The sequence below is a fragment of the Paenibacillus medicaginis genome, from assembly GCF_042138635.1.
Lineage (GTDB): Bacteria > Bacillota > Bacilli > Paenibacillales > Paenibacillaceae > Paenibacillus > Paenibacillus medicaginis.
In genome coordinates this window covers 194,485-210,972 of the sequence record NZ_JBHIRY010000003.1, presented here as the reverse complement: position 1 = coordinate 210,972, position 16,488 = coordinate 194,485, and the positions used below count along the sequence as shown (strand labels likewise).

At 53.6% G+C, this 16,488-nt stretch carries 17 protein-coding genes; all 17 read left to right on the top strand.

From position 1 onward, the window contains the following. Positions 1-4: 4 nt before the first annotated feature. The 17 genes from rnc (at position 5) to ACE5LO_RS05025 (ending at position 16,455) form a co-directional block, all read left to right on the top strand. Positions 5-703 (top strand): ribonuclease III, encoded by a 699-nt coding sequence (rnc, locus tag ACE5LO_RS05105; protein WP_375518951.1) that lies wholly within the window; start codon positions 5-7, stop codon positions 701-703. 151 nt (positions 704-854) lie between these two features. Next, positions 855-4,424 (top strand): chromosome segregation protein SMC, encoded by a 3,570-nt coding sequence (gene smc / locus ACE5LO_RS05100; RefSeq protein WP_375518950.1) that lies wholly within the window; start codon positions 855-857, stop codon positions 4,422-4,424. Positions 4,425-4,471: 47 nt separating this feature from the next. After that, positions 4,472-5,479: a signal recognition particle-docking protein FtsY gene (gene ftsY, locus ACE5LO_RS05095; protein WP_375518949.1), complete on the top strand. Its 1,008-nt coding sequence runs from the start codon at positions 4,472-4,474 to the stop codon at positions 5,477-5,479. A gap of 247 nt (positions 5,480-5,726) precedes the next feature. Further along, on the top strand, positions 5,727-6,377 hold the full coding sequence (trhA, locus tag ACE5LO_RS05090) for a PAQR family membrane homeostasis protein TrhA (protein WP_375518948.1): 651 nt from the start codon (positions 5,727-5,729) through the stop codon (positions 6,375-6,377). Positions 6,378-6,682: 305 nt separating this feature from the next. Continuing rightward, positions 6,683-7,060: a putative DNA-binding protein gene (locus tag ACE5LO_RS05085; RefSeq protein WP_375518947.1), complete on the top strand. Its 378-nt coding sequence runs from the start codon at positions 6,683-6,685 to the stop codon at positions 7,058-7,060. A 47-nt stretch (positions 7,061-7,107) separates the two neighbouring features. Further along, positions 7,108-8,484: a signal recognition particle protein gene (gene ffh, locus ACE5LO_RS05080; RefSeq protein WP_375518946.1), complete on the top strand. Its 1,377-nt coding sequence runs from the start codon at positions 7,108-7,110 to the stop codon at positions 8,482-8,484. A gap of 54 nt (positions 8,485-8,538) precedes the next feature. Next, positions 8,539-8,811, top strand: coding sequence for a 30S ribosomal protein S16 (rpsP, locus tag ACE5LO_RS05075; protein WP_305755165.1), 273 nt, complete (start codon positions 8,539-8,541; stop codon positions 8,809-8,811). Positions 8,812-8,834: 23 nt separating this feature from the next. Continuing rightward, a complete protein-coding gene (locus ACE5LO_RS05070) occupies positions 8,835-9,065 on the top strand; it encodes a KH domain-containing protein (protein WP_375354305.1) in 231 nt (76 codons plus the stop codon). 104 nt (positions 9,066-9,169) lie between these two features. Beyond that, positions 9,170-9,685: a ribosome maturation factor RimM gene (gene rimM, locus ACE5LO_RS05065; RefSeq protein ID WP_375518945.1), complete on the top strand. Its 516-nt coding sequence runs from the start codon at positions 9,170-9,172 to the stop codon at positions 9,683-9,685. A gap of 1 nt (position 9,686) precedes the next feature. Continuing rightward, positions 9,687-10,454 (top strand): tRNA (guanosine(37)-N1)-methyltransferase TrmD, encoded by a 768-nt coding sequence (trmD, locus tag ACE5LO_RS05060; protein ID WP_375518944.1) that lies wholly within the window; start codon positions 9,687-9,689, stop codon positions 10,452-10,454. A gap of 295 nt (positions 10,455-10,749) precedes the next feature. Further along, the gene (rplS, locus tag ACE5LO_RS05055; RefSeq protein WP_375354310.1) at positions 10,750-11,094 is read left to right on the top strand and encodes a 50S ribosomal protein L19; all 345 of its coding nucleotides are present in this window, start codon (positions 10,750-10,752) and stop codon (positions 11,092-11,094) included. Positions 11,095-11,275: 181 nt separating this feature from the next. After that, the gene (gene lepB / locus ACE5LO_RS05050) at positions 11,276-11,908 is read left to right on the top strand and encodes a signal peptidase I (RefSeq protein ID WP_375518943.1); all 633 of its coding nucleotides are present in this window, start codon (positions 11,276-11,278) and stop codon (positions 11,906-11,908) included. Between the two features lie 41 nt (positions 11,909-11,949). Further along, entirely contained in the window at positions 11,950-12,810 is an 861-nt protein-coding gene (ylqF, locus tag ACE5LO_RS05045; protein ID WP_375518942.1) for a ribosome biogenesis GTPase YlqF, read from the top strand. Between the two features lie 284 nt (positions 12,811-13,094). Continuing rightward, a complete protein-coding gene (rnhB, locus tag ACE5LO_RS05040; RefSeq protein WP_375518941.1) occupies positions 13,095-13,721 on the top strand; it encodes a ribonuclease HII in 627 nt (208 codons plus the stop codon). Positions 13,722-13,796: 75 nt separating this feature from the next. Further along, positions 13,797-15,767, top strand: coding sequence for a TP0910 N-terminal domain-containing protein (locus ACE5LO_RS05035; protein ID WP_375518940.1), 1,971 nt, complete (start codon positions 13,797-13,799; stop codon positions 15,765-15,767). Then, positions 15,764-16,075 (top strand): EscU/YscU/HrcU family type III secretion system export apparatus switch protein, encoded by a 312-nt coding sequence (locus ACE5LO_RS05030; protein ID WP_375518939.1) that lies wholly within the window; start codon positions 15,764-15,766, stop codon positions 16,073-16,075. Before ACE5LO_RS05035 ends, ACE5LO_RS05030 begins: the two co-directional genes overlap by 4 nt. Further along, complete coding sequence (locus tag ACE5LO_RS05025; protein ID WP_375518938.1) at positions 16,072-16,455, top strand: YraN family protein; 384 nt, start codon at positions 16,072-16,074, stop codon at positions 16,453-16,455. The genes ACE5LO_RS05030 and ACE5LO_RS05025 overlap by 4 nt, the downstream gene beginning before the upstream one ends. The last annotated feature ends 33 nt before the right edge of the window (positions 16,456-16,488 follow it).

Genomic DNA, 16,488 nt, shown 5'->3' with positions numbered 1-16,488 from the left:
TTCGTTGAGTGGAGATTTGAAGCAGTTACAGCAGAAACTTCATATTCAATTCAACAACCGGCAGCTGTTAAAACAGGCCTTTACTCACGCTTCCTATGTGAACGAACACCGTTTCAGCCAGCATCAGGATAACGAGCGTCTGGAATTTCTGGGCGATGCGGTCCTGGAGCTGACTGTTTCGGAACAGCTCTACAATCAATATCCGAACCGGCCTGAGGGGGAGCTGACCAAGCTGCGTGCGGCCATCGTCTGCGAACCATCGCTTGTGAAATTTGCGGTCAGTCTGGATTTCGGCCAGTATGTGCTGTTGGGCAAAGGTGAGGAGCTCACGGGCGGAAGAACCCGCCCGGCACTCCTTGCGGATGTGTTCGAATCCTTTATAGGAGCGCTGTATTTGGACCAGGGTCTGGAAGCCGTCCGGTCGTTTCTGGAGCGTCATATTTTCCCGCAGATCGCGGTACAGGGAAAGCTTCAGATCAGTGATTATAAAACTGAACTCCAGGAACTTACTCAGCACCACAATATGGGTGTTTTGGAATACCGCATTGTTGAAGAACGCGGTCCTGCGCATGAGCGGGAATTTGTAGCCGAAGTGCATATGGGAAGCGAACGGCTTGGAACCGGTATGGGACGTTCCAAGAAAGAAGCCGAGCAGCAGGCGGCGGCGGTCGCTTTGAGCAAGCTTAAGCTTCCGGAATCCTGATGCAGCAGTATAACCGCCAAGGACAAAGCAAGAGCAAAGAGCAGCCCGCGGGCTCGTCCCGGCCGAACGCTTGGACCGGACTGCTTTTTGCTCTTTTTTCGTTCAAGGGCTGACAGGGTAAAGATATTCAGTATTTAGAGGTGAGGCATATATGTTTTTAAAGCGCATTGAGCTGGCGGGCTTTAAGTCGTTCGCAGATAAGACGGAGATGGAGTTTGTCCGCGGCATCACCGCTGTGGTGGGACCGAATGGCAGTGGTAAAAGCAATATTTCCGACGGCATCCGCTGGGTGCTTGGCGAACAGAGTGCCAAATCGCTTCGCGGCGGTAAAATGGAGGATGTCATTTTTGCCGGCAGTGACGCACGTAAAGCTGTCAATTACGGAGAAGTGTCATTAACGCTGGATAACGAGGATCAAGCCCTGCCGCTCGATTTCGGTGAAGTGACGGTAACCCGCAGGGTGCACCGCAGCGGCGAAAGCGAATATTTTATCAACCGTCAGGCATGCAGGCTGAAAGATATTACGGAGTTGTTCATGGATACCGGCATCGGCAAGGAGGCTTACTCCATTATCGGTCAGGGACGAATCGAGGAAATACTGAGCACCCGGTCCGAAGACCGGAGGGGCATATTTGAGGAAGCATCCGGTATTGTAAAGTATAAATCCCGCAAGCGGGAAGCTGTGCGCAAGCTGGATGATACCGAGCAGAATCTGCTGCGCATCCATGATCTGCTGAGCGAGCTTGAAGATCAAATCGGCCCTTTGAAGGAGCAGTCGGAGAAGGCGACCCATTATAAAGAGCTGCGTGGCCAATTGAAATCGAAGGAAATATCGATGTATGTGCATCAGATCGAAAACATTCATTCCTCCTGGAGCACGGCGAGCGAAAAGCTGGAAAAGCTGCAGGAAGAGCAGCTTCAGCTCTCTACCGTCGTGTCCCGGCACGATGCGAAGCTTGAAAATGACCGCAACGAGCTGCGCCGGCTGGAGGAGGAGATAGAACAGCTGCAAAGCGAGCTGTTGCATTACATCGAGGCGACGGAAAAAAGTGAAGGCTATGGTCAACTGCTGAAGGAGCGGCTGCGCAATCTGGAGGCCAACCGTGAGCAGTTGCAGCAGGCCTTGGCCGCGAATGAAGCCCGCAGCGGCGAACGCAATACGGAGGTGGAAGCGCTGGAGGACAAGCTGGACCGGCTCACCGACGAGCTGGAGCAGCTGCGGTCGCTTCTGTCCGCCGAGCAGGCGAAGCTGGAGGGCGTGACCGGCGGAATCAGCCAGGAGCAGGAGGAAAGCCTCAAAGGCAGCCTGCTGGAGCTGATGAACCAGATGGCCCAGGCACGCAACGAGATCCGGTATACCGATCAGCAGAAGGAGTCGATTGAGCGCCGGATGAATCGGGTCAGCGACGAGTCTGGCAAATGGGAGATCCGGAAGGCGGAGCTGGAGAAGCGCAAGCAGGAAGTTGAAGCGGATGTCGCCAGAATTGCCAAGGAAATCAGCGGGCTGCGTACGGGATACATTACTGAAAGCGAACGCTATCAGTCGCTGCAGAAGCTGCAGGAGGAAAGCCTTGCCGCCGCGCGCAAATGGGAGCAGAAGCGTGAGGCACTCGTCTCCCGCCGGGATACGATGAAGGAAATGCAGGAGGACTTTGACGGCTTTATTCTGGGCGTCAAGGAAGTGCTGAAGGCGTCCCGCAAAGGCATGCTGCAGGGTGTGCATGGAGCGGTGGCGGAGCTGATCCGCGTACCGGAGAAGCTGGAGCAGGCGATGGAGACGGCGCTTGGCGCTTCGGTTCAGCACATCGTCATGGGGAATGAGGCAGTCTCCAGACAGGCTATCAGCTTTCTGAAGCAGCGGCAGTTGGGCAGAGCGACATTCCTGCCGATGGACGTCATCCGCCCGCGCCAGATCGGCGCCGGGGAGCGTCAGATTATCGAAGGGGCGGAGGGTTTTGTCGGCATTGGCGCGGATTTGATCCAATATGACGAACGTTATGCGGGCATCATCGGCAGCCTGCTCGGCAATGTCGTCATTGCCCGCACGCTGGAGGATGCGAACCGGATTGCGGCCCGCTGCCAGTACCGCTACCGTGTCGTCACGCTGGAAGGCGATGTCGTGAACGCCGGCGGTTCCATGACCGGAGGCAGCCAGTTCAAGAAAAATTCGAACCTGCTCGGGCGCAAGCGGCAGCTGGATCAGCTGGATCAGGAAATTGCCGATGCCCAGCAGCAGGTGGAGAAGCTTCGCAGCGGGGTGCTGGATATCAAAAAACAGCTGGAAGAGGCTCAACTCCGGCTGGACGAGCTGCGCCAGGGCGGCGACGTCAAGCGCGGCGAGGAGCAACAGGCCGCATCGGAGCTGAAGCAGATTGAGCATGAGCTGCGCCATGTGCTGGAGCAGGTTGCGGCTTCCGGCCAGGAGAAGAAAGGCTTCAGCCAGGAGCTCAAGGAACTGGGAACGGCACGGGTTGAGGCTGTCCGCAAGCTGGCTGAGCTTGAAGAGGAAGAGAAGAGAACGCATCAGGCCATTCAGGCGGCTGAATTTGCCCGTAAAGCAAACGAGTCGGCGAAGGAAGAGCTGCAAAGCCAGTTGACCGATTTGCGGGTTAAGGAAGGCAAGCTGGAGCAGGAGCGCTTCTCGCTGGAAGAACAACTGAAACGTCTGCAGGGCGACTACAATTCCCTGCACAAGGACGCGAAGCAGAACCGTTCCCTGTTGGCCTCCGTCGAAGCCGACCTGCGCATCAATCGCGAGGAAAGTGTGAAGCAGACGGAGGATTTGAACCGCTACCGCATTCTGAAGGATGAAACGACGGCGAAGCTGGAATTCAAACGGGCCGCCCGCGCTCAGCTTTCCAAAAAGCTGGAGCTGGAGGAAAACGAAACGAGGGAGCAGCGTGTACAGCTCAAGTCGGTGGAAGAGCAGCTCAGACAGACGGAGATCGGCGTGAACCGGCTGGATGTGGAGCTGGACAATATTTTGCGGAAGCTTGCCGATGACTATGAGATGAGCTATGAGCTGGCGAAGCAGCGCTACCCGGTGCCTGAAGATGTGGAAGGCACGCAGGCGGAGGTCCAGAAGCTCAAACGGAGTATTGCCGCACTTGGCGAGGTTAACCTTGGCGCTGTCGAGGAATATCAGCGGGTGAACGAAAGATACACCTTCCTGAACGAGCAGAAAACCGACCTGGTGGAGGCGAAGAGCACCCTGTACGAGGTTATCAAGGAAATGGATGAAGAGATGTCCAAGCGGTTCAAAACGACCTTTGACGCGATTCGCTCCCGCTTCGGAGCCGTATTCGCCAAACTGTTTGGCGGCGGCCGGGCGGATCTGGTGCTGCTGGAGCCGGACAAGCTGCTGGAGACCGGTATCGACATCGTTGCCCAGCCTCCGGGCAAAAAGCTGCAGAATCTGCAGCTTCTCTCCGGGGGGGAACGGGCGCTGACGGCGATGGCGTTACTGTTTGCCATTCTGCACATCAAGCCGGTGCCTTTCTGTGTGCTGGATGAGGTGGAAGCGGCGCTGGATGAGGCGAATGTGGTCAGGTTCGCGCAGTATTTGCGCGAGTTCTCCGAGCAGACGCAGTTCATCGTGGTCACCCACCGCAAAGGCACGATGGAAGAATCGGACGTGCTGTACGGAGTAACGATGGAAGAGGGCGGCGTGTCCAAGCTGGTGTCCGTCAAGCTGGAGGATGAAGAAGCGGAAATCGCCTGAAACCGGTAATTATTTTTGAAGCAGGCTTATTATAGGAGGGAACGGACTTGAGTTTTTTCAGAAAGCTGAGAAACAGCATCGCGAGCAAAACCGAATCGGTGACAAAGCAGTTCAAAGACGGACTGGAGAAAACGCGTAAAGGCTTTGTGGAAAAGGTGTCGGACCTGATGATCCGCCGTAAGAAGATCGACGAGGAATTTTATGAGGAGCTGGAAGAAATTCTGATCGGTGCCGATGTCGGCGTAAATACGGTCATGAATTTGATTGATGAGCTGCGCGACGAGGTGCGGAAGCGCAAAATCGAAAACGCCGCCGAGTTGCAGCCGATTTTATCGGAGAAGCTGTCGGAGCTGCTGCGCGGGGAGGAGAACTCCGGTCTGAGAACAAGCCCGGACGGCATCACCGTGATCCTGTTTGTCGGTGTTAACGGGGTCGGCAAGACGACCACGATCGGCAAAATGGCCCACCGCTTTAAGCAGGAGGGGAAGAAGGTGCTGCTTGCCGCAGGAGACACGTTCCGTGCCGGCGCTATTGAGCAGCTTGAAGTATGGGGGCAGCGTGCCGGGGTTGAGGTCATTAAGCAGCAATCCGGTTCCGATCCGGCTGCCGTTATGTATGATGCGGTACAGGCTGCCAAGCAACGCCAGGTGGATGTGCTGCTGTGCGATACGGCCGGCCGTCTGCAGAACAAGACGAACCTGATGGAAGAGCTCAATAAGATCTTCCGCGTCATTCAGCGCGAGATTCCCGACGCTCCGCATGAGGTGCTGCTCGTGCTGGACGCGACGACAGGCCAGAATGCGCTTAATCAGGCGAAGCTGTTTGGTGAAAAGAGCGGCGTTACAGGTCTTGTATTGACGAAGCTGGACGGCACGGCCAAAGGTGGCATCGTCATTGCCATCCGTCAGGAAATGAACCTGCCCGTCAAGTTTGTAGGCCTTGGCGAGAAAATCGACGATCTGCAGCCGTTCGATTCCGACCAGTTTGTGCATGCGCTCTTTGCGGGTTTGATACAGGAACCGGCCGAAGAGGACGGAACGGAACGGGCTGAATAAAGCAAAGCGATTACAGCCCCCCGCAGTTGGGCGCAATAACGAACAGGACTTGCCGGGTTCCGGGCGCAATAGCGACAGGACTTGCCATGTCCTGTTCTTTTTTTCATATATGCCCTCTTTCCATAGTCAAATTATGTGTTTAAGCTGCAGGCATAGTATAATGAGCATAGGCTAAAATACAAAGTCCGTGCCTGGTAAGGGCTGGCGACAGGGCTTTAAAATTTTGTGTAAGCACAGGAGGAATGTTATGGCTAATACCTACACGTACAGCCGAAGGGAAGAAGTGGCCAATGCCATCACCCACGGAATTGGCGTCTTGCTGAGCATTGCCGCATTGGTTTTGCTTATCGTTGTATCCGCCACGGAAGGAACGGCATGGCATGTCGTCAGTTTTACGGTGTACGGGATCACCATGCTTCTCCTGTATACGAACTCCACGCTTTTGCACATTCTCAAAGAAGGCAAAGCAAAGGACCTGTTTGAAATTCTGGATCATTCGTGCATCTATCTCTTTATTGCCGGCACTTACACTCCGTTTTTGTTAACGGCGATCCGTGGCACGCTTGGCTGGAGTCTGTTTGGCGTCATTTGGGGCATTGCGGTGCTCGGTGTCGTATTTAAAGCTTTCTTCACCAAAAGATTTCTGTTCATGTCAACGCTTTTCTATATTGCCATGGGGTGGCTGATCGTCATTGCCTGGAACCCCCTGATGGCTGTTGTTCCGTATACCGGCATAGTGCTGCTTGCTGCGGGCGGAGTGCTCTATACGCTAGGCACTGTGTTTTATGTGTGGAAGGCATTTCCCTATCATCATGCGGTTTGGCATGTGTTCGTCCTGGGGGGCAGCATTTTGCATTTCTTTGCCGTGCTGCTCTATTTGACACCATTGAAAATTTGATAAAAAGGCTGCTTCAAGTAAGTGTTCAAAAAGTCAGGTTTTCAGCACCGAGAAGATTGGATGAAGCTAGGGACTGAGGAGCGGAGCGTACTTGGGGTACGTGAGCACCGGAAGTCCCGGCTGAATTCAAGATTCGATGTCGAGTCCGCTTCCTGATTTACTTCGTGATCAAAAGATGACTTTTTGAACTACCTCTTAAAATGTGACAAGGTTTAATGCTTGACATACGTTTTCCTTTTAGGTATGATAAGGAACGTTGAAAAGAACTGTAAAGTGTTTTTCCTTGACGTTGGGGGTTGTAATGAATGAGTCAGGAGAATCGGCTCGAGAAGACCAACCGCATCAACCTGCTGTTTGATTTTTATGAACCATTGCTCACAGAAAAGCAGCAGACATTTCTAAAATACTATTTCCATGACGATTTTTCGCTTGGGGAAATCGCCTCGGAATTTGAAATTAGCCGCCAGGCGGTATATGAGCATATCAAGCGGGCTGAGCAGATGCTCGAAATGTACGAAGACAAGCTCGGTTTGCTTGATAAGCATGAACGGCGCAGCCGTGAGCTGGAGCAGCTGTCCGGGATGTTTGCAGTTTTGATAAACGGGCAGGAGCGTCCGGATCCGGAAGTGCTTCAACAGATTAAAGATATTGTCGGCCGGCTGCAGGGAATGCAACGGTACTGACCGATACAAATAAAGTCACAACAGCAGAATCAGGGAGGTGTGACTGTATGGCGTTTGAAGGATTGTCCTCCAGGCTGCAGAGTGTATTCAGCAAGCTGAGAGGCAAAGGCAAGGTATCCGAGGAGGACGTGTCCCAGGCGATGCGCGAGGTTCGTCTTGCGCTGCTGGAAGCGGACGTTAACTTTAAGGTTGTTAAAGATTTTATTGCCAAGGTGAAGGAGAAATCCGTCGGTAAGGAAGTAATGGACAGCTTCACCCCCGGCATGGTTATCATCGACATCGTCAACAGGGAATTGACGGAACTGATGGGCGGGAGCCAGGAGAAGCTGGCCAAGGCCAACAAGCCGCCTACCGTCATTATGATGGTCGGTCTGCAGGGTGCGGGTAAGACGACCACCACCGGCAAGCTGGCCAAGCTGTTGCAAAAGCAAAACCACCGGCCGCTGCTGGTGGCGGGGGACATTTACCGTCCGGCTGCGATCAAACAGCTTCAGATACTGGGTGAGCAAATTAAAGCGCCCGTATTTACATTGGGAGACAAGACAAGTCCGGTTGAAATTGCACGGCAGGGCCTGCAGCATGCCAAGGAAAACGGCAACGATTATGTGATCGTCGATACGGCGGGCCGTCTGCATGTGGACGAAGAGTTGATGGAAGAGCTGAGGCAGATTCACGCGGCGGTCAATCCGGATGAAGTGCTGCTTGTCGTAGACGCTATGACAGGCCAGGACGCGGTAAACGTGGCCGAGCATTTCAACAACCAGCTTCAGCTGACCGGTGTTGTCCTGACTAAGCTGGACGGGGATACACGCGGCGGTGCTGCATTGTCGGTTAAAGCTGTTACCGGCTGTCCGATCAAATTCGCTTCACTCGGCGAGAAGCTGGATGCGTTGGAGCCGTTTCATCCGGAGCGGATGGCTTCACGGATTTTGGGCATGGGCGACATGCTGTCCCTCATTGAGAAGGCGCAGTCGAACATCGATGCCGAAAAGGCGAAAGAGATGGAGCGCAAGATGCGCAATGCCGAGTTCACGTTCGAGGATTTCCTTGAGCAGATGGAACAGGTGAAGAAGCTGGGGCCAATCGACCAGATTCTCGACATGATTCCCGGTATGGGCAATATGAAGCAAATGAAGGACATCAAGGTGGATGACAAGCAGATGAGCCGGATTGAGGCCATCGTTCACTCGATGACGAAAGAAGAGAAGCAGCATCCTGAACTGATCAATCACAGCCGCCGCAAACGGATTTCGGCCGGCAGCGGAACTTCCATTGCGGAGGTGAACCGTCTCATCAAGCAGTTTGACGAGATGCGGCGCATGATGAAGCAGTTTTCGGATATGATGGGGCCGAAGGGCGGCAAGAACAAGGCGCTCAAGCAGCTTAAAGGCATGGGCAAAGGCTTGCGTTTTCCTTTCAGATAAAGCTCTGGTCTCATCGGGATATATCAAGTCTATTTCTTGAAGGAGGTGAATTTCGTGGCAGTTCGTATTCGTCTGAAACGTATGGGTGCGCATAAAGCGCCTTTCTATCGCGTGGTGGTATCTGATTCTCGTTCCCCTCGTGACGGCCGTTTTATCGAAGAAATCGGTTATTACAACCCTGTTGAAGTTCCTGCAGTGGTGAAAATCGATGAAGATAAAGCGCTGAAATGGCTTCAAAACGGTGCGCAAGCATCCGATACCGTTCGCAACTTGCTTAGCAAAGCGGGCGTAATGAAGAAGTTTCATGAGTCTAAATTGCAGAAATAAGCTGCTGATTCGGAGGGTCAACCATGGAAGAATTAGTAATTCTTATTGCTAAGGCTTTAGTCGATCATCCGGAAGATGTAACCGTGAAGACTGTGGAGAAAGATCGGCTTGTCGTATATGAACTTAGCGTGCATCCTAATGATGTAGGCAAGATCATCGGCAAGCAGGGCCGGATTGCCAAAGCGCTTCGCACCGTGGTTACATCGGCAGCAGTTAAGATGGATAAACGGGTAACCGTCGATATCATATCTTAAAAATATACGAAAGGGGGTTAGGATGAATGTCCTAGCCCTTTTTCGTACATGCTGCTAAATTATATCCGGCTCTCATGAAACACCCCAAATGTAGGAGGAGCAATATGCATAAACTGTATAATGTCGGAAAAATTGTAAACACACACGGCATTCGCGGAGAACTGAAAATACTTCCATCTACCGATTTTCCGGAAGATCGGTTTGCGAAAGGCAGTGAGCTCCTGATTTTCCCGGAGAATGGCGGGGCTCCGCTTCTTGTTACGGTAGAGCAGGCACGCTTTCAGAAAAACGTCGTGATCGTTAAATTCAAGGAACATGGCAATATTAACGATGTGGAGAAGTACAAGGGCAGCATGCTGAAGATTTCCGAAGAGCGGCTCGGTGAGCTGGAGGAAGACGAATATTATTACCATGAAATTATCGGCTGCGCCGTTGTTACGGAAGAGGGGGAGGAGCTTGGAGAGATCAAGGAAATCTTGAGCCCGGGCGCCAATGACGTCTGGGTCGTGAAAATGCCGAATGGCAAGGAGCTGCTGCTTCCGTACATCGATGAAGTTGTGCTGGCCGTGGATGTGCAGAGTAAAAAAGTGACGGTTCGTCTTATGGAAGGGCTCCTGTGATATGAAAATCGATGTATTAACGCTTTTTCCGGAAATGTTCGATGGCGTCTTCGGCGCCAGTATTCTCGGCAAGGCCCGGGAAAAAGGCATCATCTCGCTCAGGGCGGTCAACTTCCGGCCCTATGCGGGCAACAGGCATAACACGGTTGACGATACTCCTTACGGCGGGGGGGGAGGCATGGTGCTCAAGCCTGATCCGATTTTTGCTGCCGTGGAGGACCTGTTAGGTGGACAAGCCAAGGAAGCGGAATTCCTCAAGCCGCCACGGGTCATTTTGATGTGCCCGCAGGGGGAGACTTACACCCAGAAAAAAGCGGAGGAGCTGGCACGCGAGGAGCATCTGATCTTTATATGTGGTCATTATGAAGGTTATGATGAGCGGATTCGCGAGCATTTGGTGACCGACGAGCTGTCCATCGGGGATTATGTTCTGACTGGCGGCGAGCTGCCAGCGATGACCGTTATAGACAGCGTCGTGCGGCTTCTGCCCGGCGTGCTTGGCAATGCAACGAGCGCGGTAGCCGACTCGTTCAGCACGGGGCTGCTGGAGCATCCTCATTACACAAGGCCGCTTGATTTTCGCGGGTGGAAGGTTCCGAATATTCTGCTCTCCGGTCATCATGCGAATATTGAGGAGTGGCGGCGCCGCGAATCGCTGCGGCGGACGCTGGAAAGGCGTCCCGACCTGCTGGAGCATGCTGATTTGACCATCAAGGAAAAGGAATGGCTTCAATCCGCGCATGATCAAAAGGCTTCCACGGAAATATAGATGCAAGGCTGAAGACGGCTTCCCTCCGAATGTATCGGGGCTGAAGCGGTCTTTTTTGAGCTTGTGAGCCAGGAGCGACTGCTGCCTATTTGAAAGCTTACATTGTATTGTTTATAATGAGTTATAATTTAATATTTAAATGGTTAAGTCCCTTAATTTTTGTTGCGTAAATGAACTAATCCATGTTATAATTCTTTCGTTGTGTGTAATACGGTGGTCCTCTGTTGATGATGAAGGAAGCAGACGAGCTTCTGGAAGAGGCATGAACACCTGTAGCGGAAGGAGGGAGTCCTAGATGAATATCGTCCAAGCGATTACTCAAGAGCAGCTGCGCAGCGATCTGCCAAGCTTTCGTCCTGGTGACACTTTGAAAGTGCACGTTAAGGTTATCGAGGGTTCACGCGAGCGTGTCCAGTTGTTCGAAGGAGTTGTAATCAAGCGCCGTGGCGGCGGAATCAGTGAGACTTTTACAGTTCGTAAAATTTCTTACGGTGTAGGTGTGGAAAGAACTTTCCCACTGCATTCCCCGAAAATCGATAAAATCGAAGTGGCTCGCCGTGGTAAAGTGCGTCGTGCGAAGCTTTATTATCTTCGTGAACTGCGCGGTAAAGCAGCGAGAATTAAAGAAATTCGTCGTTAATACACGAGTAACAGAAGGGGCTTGTTCAGCAAGCCCCTTTTGTTGTTTTACTGAAGCAGATTCTCTTCGTGAGACCCGAGATGCGCATACTTGTATTTACCAAGGAAGAGAGCGCATGTTTCTACTGTATATGATTACATAGGGAACGTAGAAACTTGACCATAAGAGAGGACAGTGAACGATGGAGCGCGAATTGGAGCAGAGTAATGCACAGCAGCCGGCTGATCAGGGCGGCGGAGCAAAAAACAAAGAAAAAAATGAAGTTTTGGAATGGGTTAAAGCGATCGTCATTGCTTTGGTGCTGGTATTTCTCATCCGCTGGCTTCTATTCAAACCGTTTATCGTTGAAGGACCGTCCATGCAGCCGAACTTTCATACAGGCGAACGGGTGATTGTGAATGAAATTTTGTACAAAATCCGTGAGCCGGAGCGCGGTGAGGTTATTGTGTTCCATGTACCTGAAGAAAACCGTGATTTTATTAAACGCGTGATCGCTGTTCCCGGAGATACAATAACCGTTGATGGGGATGTCGTGAAGGTGAACGGCGAGCAAATTCCTGAAACCTACATTCAGGATGCCGTACAGGAAAAGCATGCCAAGGGTGAAGAATACAATATGCTGGCGGATTTTCCGAACGGTGTGAATCAGGAAACGAAGGTTCCTGAGGGCAGAATTTTTGTTATGGGGGACAACCGTTCGAACAGTACGGATAGCCGCAAGCTGGGCTTTATCGATTTGAATGAGGTCATTGGCCGGGCTGATGTGATTTTCTGGCCTGTCAGTGATATGAAATGGATTAAGCATGACGAATAGAGCATTCTAAACTATATGTTTCTTTACAACGAGGTGATACGGTGACGATACAGTGGTTCCCCGGGCATATGACAAGAGCCCGGCGCCAGATTCAGGAAAAGTTGAAGCTGATTGATCTGGTGATAGAGCTCATCGATGCGAGGCTTCCGCTGTCAAGCCGCAATCCCATGATCGACGAGATTTTGCAGGGCAAGCCGCGGATGATTATTATGAACAAGGCGGACCTTGCAGATGCTGCGGTAACGCAGCAGTGGATTGCTTATTTTAAAGAGCAGGGGCAAACGGCGCTACCGGTGGATGCCCAGACCGGCACGGGCATTAAAGATATTCCCGTTCAGGCCAAGGTGCTGCTCAAGGAGAAAATTGACCGCCAGATTGCGAAGGGCATGAAACCCCGGCCTATCCGCGCTTTGATCGTCGGTATCCCGAATGTGGGCAAATCGACGCTCATCAACCGGATGGCGGGACGCAGCGTGGCGGCGACCGGCGACCGGCCGGGCGTAACCAAGGCGCAGCAGTGGATCAGAAGCGGAGAAATCGAGCTGCTGGATACACCGGGGATATTGTGGCCGAAATTCGAGGATCAGAATGTCGGTTACCGGCTTGCGGTGACAGGTGCAATCAAAGAGGAAATACTTAATGTTGAAGACATTGCCTTTTTTGCGGTAAAATACTTGGTAAGCTATTACTGGGATGCTATGGCGGAGCGCTTTGAGCTGACCGAAAGACCCGGGGACAGCGAAAATCCGGAGGAAATCGTCGGTGTCATGGAAGCGATCGGCCGAAAACGTGGCTGCATCGTAAGCGGCGGACGGGTTGATCTGGAGAAGGCATCCAGTGTACTGCTGCGCGACCTGCGGGCAGGCAAGCTGGGACGTATTTCGCTGGAAGCACCTTACTGAAGATGAACAATTCTGTAATCGCGAGAACTTGCGTCGATGATTTCTTAACAGATTGGAAGAGCGGGCCAAGGCCCTTCTATGAACGGAAAGGAAGAACCTTCCGTGTCTCTGGTGGAGATACGGGAGGTTTTTTTATGGAGAAATCTGGTTCTGTAGAAAAGCGGACACCCCCCTTTTTGACGAAGCAGCCGATATGATAAGCTTAAGGATATGTCGTTATTCTTTACATATGGAAACCGTCCAGTATAGATTGGAAGATTAGAGTAAAGCAGGTGTTGAATATAATGACGGAGATGCTTCGTTATGAACAGGATTGCTGGCAGAAGAATTATAAATATGTCGCGGGAATCGATGAGGTAGGCAGGGGTTGTTTGTTTGGGGATGTTGTGGCTGCCGCGGTTATTTTGCCTACAGGGCTGGTGTTGGAAGGGGTCACAGATTCCAAAAAGCTGACCGACAAAAAGAGAGAGGCCTGTTATGACCTGATTATGGAGAACGCTCTTGCGGTCGGTATTGGCACTGTCGATGCGAAGGTGATCGATGAGATCAATATCAAGCAGGCCACGCGCTTGGCGATGAAAAAAGCGGTACAGGCATTAAGCCTGCAGCCGGACTATTTGCTGGTCGATGCGGAAAAGGTGGATTTTCCTTTGCCGCAGTTGGCGATCATCAAGGGGGATGCAATAAGCCAATCCATTGCCGCGGCATCCATTATCGCCAAGGTGACAAGAGATCGGCTGTGCCGTGGAGAATGGGAAGCCAAATACCCGGAATACGGGATTGCCATACATAAGGGATATGCCACCAAGCTGCACCGCGAACAGATTATAGCCCTCGGGCCGACAGATATGCACCGGCGCAGCTTTTTGGGAAATCTGCTGGTTCAGCAGCCGACTCTGTTTGATCTTTGAGCCTGGTTAAGCTCATCGGGAAGCAGTCATGCGCCGATATATTATAGATAGAGGAATGACAGGAGGATGGGCGGCATGAATATCGGGTCAGTGATCCGGGGACTGCTCGGGGATGCCAAGGCAGGAGAGATGAAAAAGCTGGAGCTGCAAACGGGACAGGTCGTCCGCGGAACGGTGATGAAGGTGTCGGAGCACGGTGAAGAGGCTGTGCTGCAAATCCAGGGCGCACAGGTGCGGGCCAAAGTGGAGACACCGCTGCAGGAGGGACAGACGTTGCTGCTGCAGGTGCAACCGCCGAATGAAGATGGCACCGCTGTGTTAAAGCCGCTGCCCCAGCTGCCTGGTCAGCCTCAATCTGGCATGGATATTGCCAAGGTGCTGCAATCGGTAAAGCTTCCGGATACGCCACAGAACCGCGAGTTGATCCAACTGATGCAGCGCAGCGGCATTCCACTGACGGCAGAACAGACGGCGCTGGTGCGGGAAGCGGCGGATTATCTGCTGCCAAGCGGAGCTAAATTGGAGACAATTGTGCAGGCGGCTGGTGTGGCTTTTCAGCGGGGGTTGCCTATTACCCCGGAAGCGGTGGCAGGACTGCATCAGGCCATCTTTGGTCCCCCGCTGGACGAGCTCTTGTCTTCCCTGGAAAAGCTTGTGGAGCAGGCTTTGCGAGAGGGAAGCGGCGGGAGCGTAAGCGGGGAGCCTGCCGCTGATACACCGGCCGTGAGCGGGCGTGGTAACGCTGCTGGATTGTTGAATACAACAAATGCCGCTGCGGGGACAGGGACAGCCGGGACTATCGCAGGAGATGCGGGTAAGGCGGGATCGGCTCCGGCTGCGGGGATGGCGAATGGCGCGACAGCACAGCAGGTTGACGGAACGGGGGCTGGTGGAGCAGCTGTAGCTTCAGAGGCGGCAAGCGCGAAAATAACGAAGATGGATACGGGGACCGGATCAGCGCAGGGAGAAACGCGTTCTGCAGCTTCCGGGCAGAACGGAGGAGCGCCCGCAGCGGCTGGCAGGGGGGCTGTGAGCCCCCCTGCGGGCGGGTTGGCAGCCCCGGCGGAGGGAAGCGACCGTCAGAAGCCGGCAGGGGATGCTCTCCGGGCAGGCAGCGCGGCTACCGAAGCTGCACCGCAGCAGCACGCGCTGCCGAAGCTGCGCGCACTGCTGCAGGAGCTGCGCAGCCTTGTGGCGCAGCAGGCTTCCCCGGTCCAGTCTGATGGACCGGGTGAGGGGCGGGCGCCTGCGCCGGCAGCTCCGCGGGAAGCGGCTGCTCCAGCGCAGGCAGCCCCGCCGGCCGTGGCATCCGCTGCACAGGCGGACGCCACGGCGGCACCCGCAGCCACCCACCGGGAAGACCCGTGGGTGGGGCGGGTGCTGAAGCTGCTCGGTGCAGAGCACGAGCAGCAGGCGCTGCGCGCGGCGGCCGGGCTGGCGTCGCGCGGGGAGCTGCCGACGGGGGCGGCGTCGGCAGGGCAGGGGGCGGTGGCTCAGGCGGATGCCGCCACCGTCAAGGGGCTGCTGCTGCAGCTGATGGACAGCAGCAGCGTGCCGCCGGCCCTGAAGGAGGCCGCGCAGCAGGTCGTGCAGCAGCTGACCGGGCAGCAGCTGCTGTTGAACACGGACCGAACAGCCCCTTTTGCACAGGTACATATGTTTATCCCTTTTGTTGGGCCGGACGGCCGTGAGACGGCCTCCGTACAGATTCAGTCCAAGAGGGGCAGACGCGGAGAGCTGGATTCATCCAATTGCCGTCTTTGGTTTGACCTTGATATGAAAGCACTGGGGCTGACGATAGTCGATGTGCAAGTTGTGAACCGTGTCGTCAGTGTGAAGGTGCACAATGACAGCGAGTGGACGGAAGCTTTGCTGGACAGCTCACGAGATTCCATAACAGAGGCTTTGAACGGTATCGGTTATCAATTGCTGACACTAAAAGCGGAGCCGATCCCGGTCCGTTCGCAGATGGAAAATGGCATGTCTGCCAATATCGTCGGTGATTATAGCCCGCAGGTGTATAAAGGAGTCGATATCAAAGTATGAAAGAACGGACGGATGGTGATGCTCCTTCCCTGCCGCAAAAAAAAGCGGTTGCCCTTAAATATAGCCCGGGTGAAAATGAAGCGCCTGTTGTAGTAGCCAAAGGCCGCGGCAAAATGGCGGAGACCATTTTGGAAAAAGCGAAGGAGCATGGAGTGCCTGTACAGGAGGATCCGTCGCTTGTGGAGGTTCTGTCCAAGCTTGATTTGAATGAGCAAATTCCGGAAGAGCTGTACCTGCTTGTTGCTGAAGTGCTCAGCTATGTGTATCGTATGGATAAACTGGCGGGAGGCGGTTTGTATCCGGAATGAAGGGGGCAAGGGACGGATTGTCTGATAATCGCAGAAGTAAAGGCACGCTCGGCGAGGAGATGGCCGCACAATATTTAACAGGTAAAGGCTGGCGAATTATAGAACGCAACTGGCGCTGCCGCAGTGGTGAAGTGGACATTATTGCCGAGAAGGAGGGAACGCTCATTTTTATAGAGGTGAGGAGCAGAACGGGGGCGACGCACGGAACGGCAGCCGAATCTGTAACTGCCCGCAAAATAGCCCAGGTTCGTCATATCGCTGAAATCTATTTGCACATGCGCGGCGCGGCGGATATACCTGTACGGTTTGACATGATAGCGGTCAGGCTGCTGCCGGACCAACAGGCTGAGGTTATGGAACATATCGAGGCTGCATTTTAGAAAAATTCAATATCCGTAGCGCGTGAAGAACAC

What these genes read in the sequence shown, in the direction of transcription:
- lepB (WP_375518943.1), top strand. Translation starts at nt 11,276, where the DNA reads ATGGAGCGCGAATTGGAGCAGAGTAATGCACAGCAGCCGGCTGATCAG.
- ACE5LO_RS05070 (WP_375354305.1), top strand. Translation starts at nt 8,835, where the DNA reads ATGGAAGAATTAGTAATTCTTATTGCTAAGGCTTTAGTCGATCATCCG.
- ACE5LO_RS05025 (WP_375518938.1), top strand. Translation starts at nt 16,072, where the DNA reads ATGAAGGGGGCAAGGGACGGATTGTCTGATAATCGCAGAAGTAAAGGC.
- trmD (WP_375518944.1), top strand. Translation starts at nt 9,687, where the DNA reads ATGAAAATCGATGTATTAACGCTTTTTCCGGAAATGTTCGATGGCGTC.
- ACE5LO_RS05085 (WP_375518947.1), top strand. Translation starts at nt 6,683, where the DNA reads ATGAGTCAGGAGAATCGGCTCGAGAAGACCAACCGCATCAACCTGCTG.
- rnhB (WP_375518941.1), top strand. Translation starts at nt 13,095, where the DNA reads ATGACGGAGATGCTTCGTTATGAACAGGATTGCTGGCAGAAGAATTAT.
- rimM (WP_375518945.1), top strand. Translation starts at nt 9,170, where the DNA reads ATGCATAAACTGTATAATGTCGGAAAAATTGTAAACACACACGGCATT.
- ffh (WP_375518946.1), top strand. Translation starts at nt 7,108, where the DNA reads ATGGCGTTTGAAGGATTGTCCTCCAGGCTGCAGAGTGTATTCAGCAAG.
- smc (WP_375518950.1), top strand. Translation starts at nt 855, where the DNA reads ATGTTTTTAAAGCGCATTGAGCTGGCGGGCTTTAAGTCGTTCGCAGAT.
- ACE5LO_RS05030 (WP_375518939.1), top strand. Translation starts at nt 15,764, where the DNA reads ATGAAAGAACGGACGGATGGTGATGCTCCTTCCCTGCCGCAAAAAAAA.
- trhA (WP_375518948.1), top strand. Translation starts at nt 5,727, where the DNA reads ATGGCTAATACCTACACGTACAGCCGAAGGGAAGAAGTGGCCAATGCC.
- ACE5LO_RS05035 (WP_375518940.1), top strand. Translation starts at nt 13,797, where the DNA reads ATGAATATCGGGTCAGTGATCCGGGGACTGCTCGGGGATGCCAAGGCA.
- rplS (WP_375354310.1), top strand. Translation starts at nt 10,750, where the DNA reads ATGAATATCGTCCAAGCGATTACTCAAGAGCAGCTGCGCAGCGATCTG.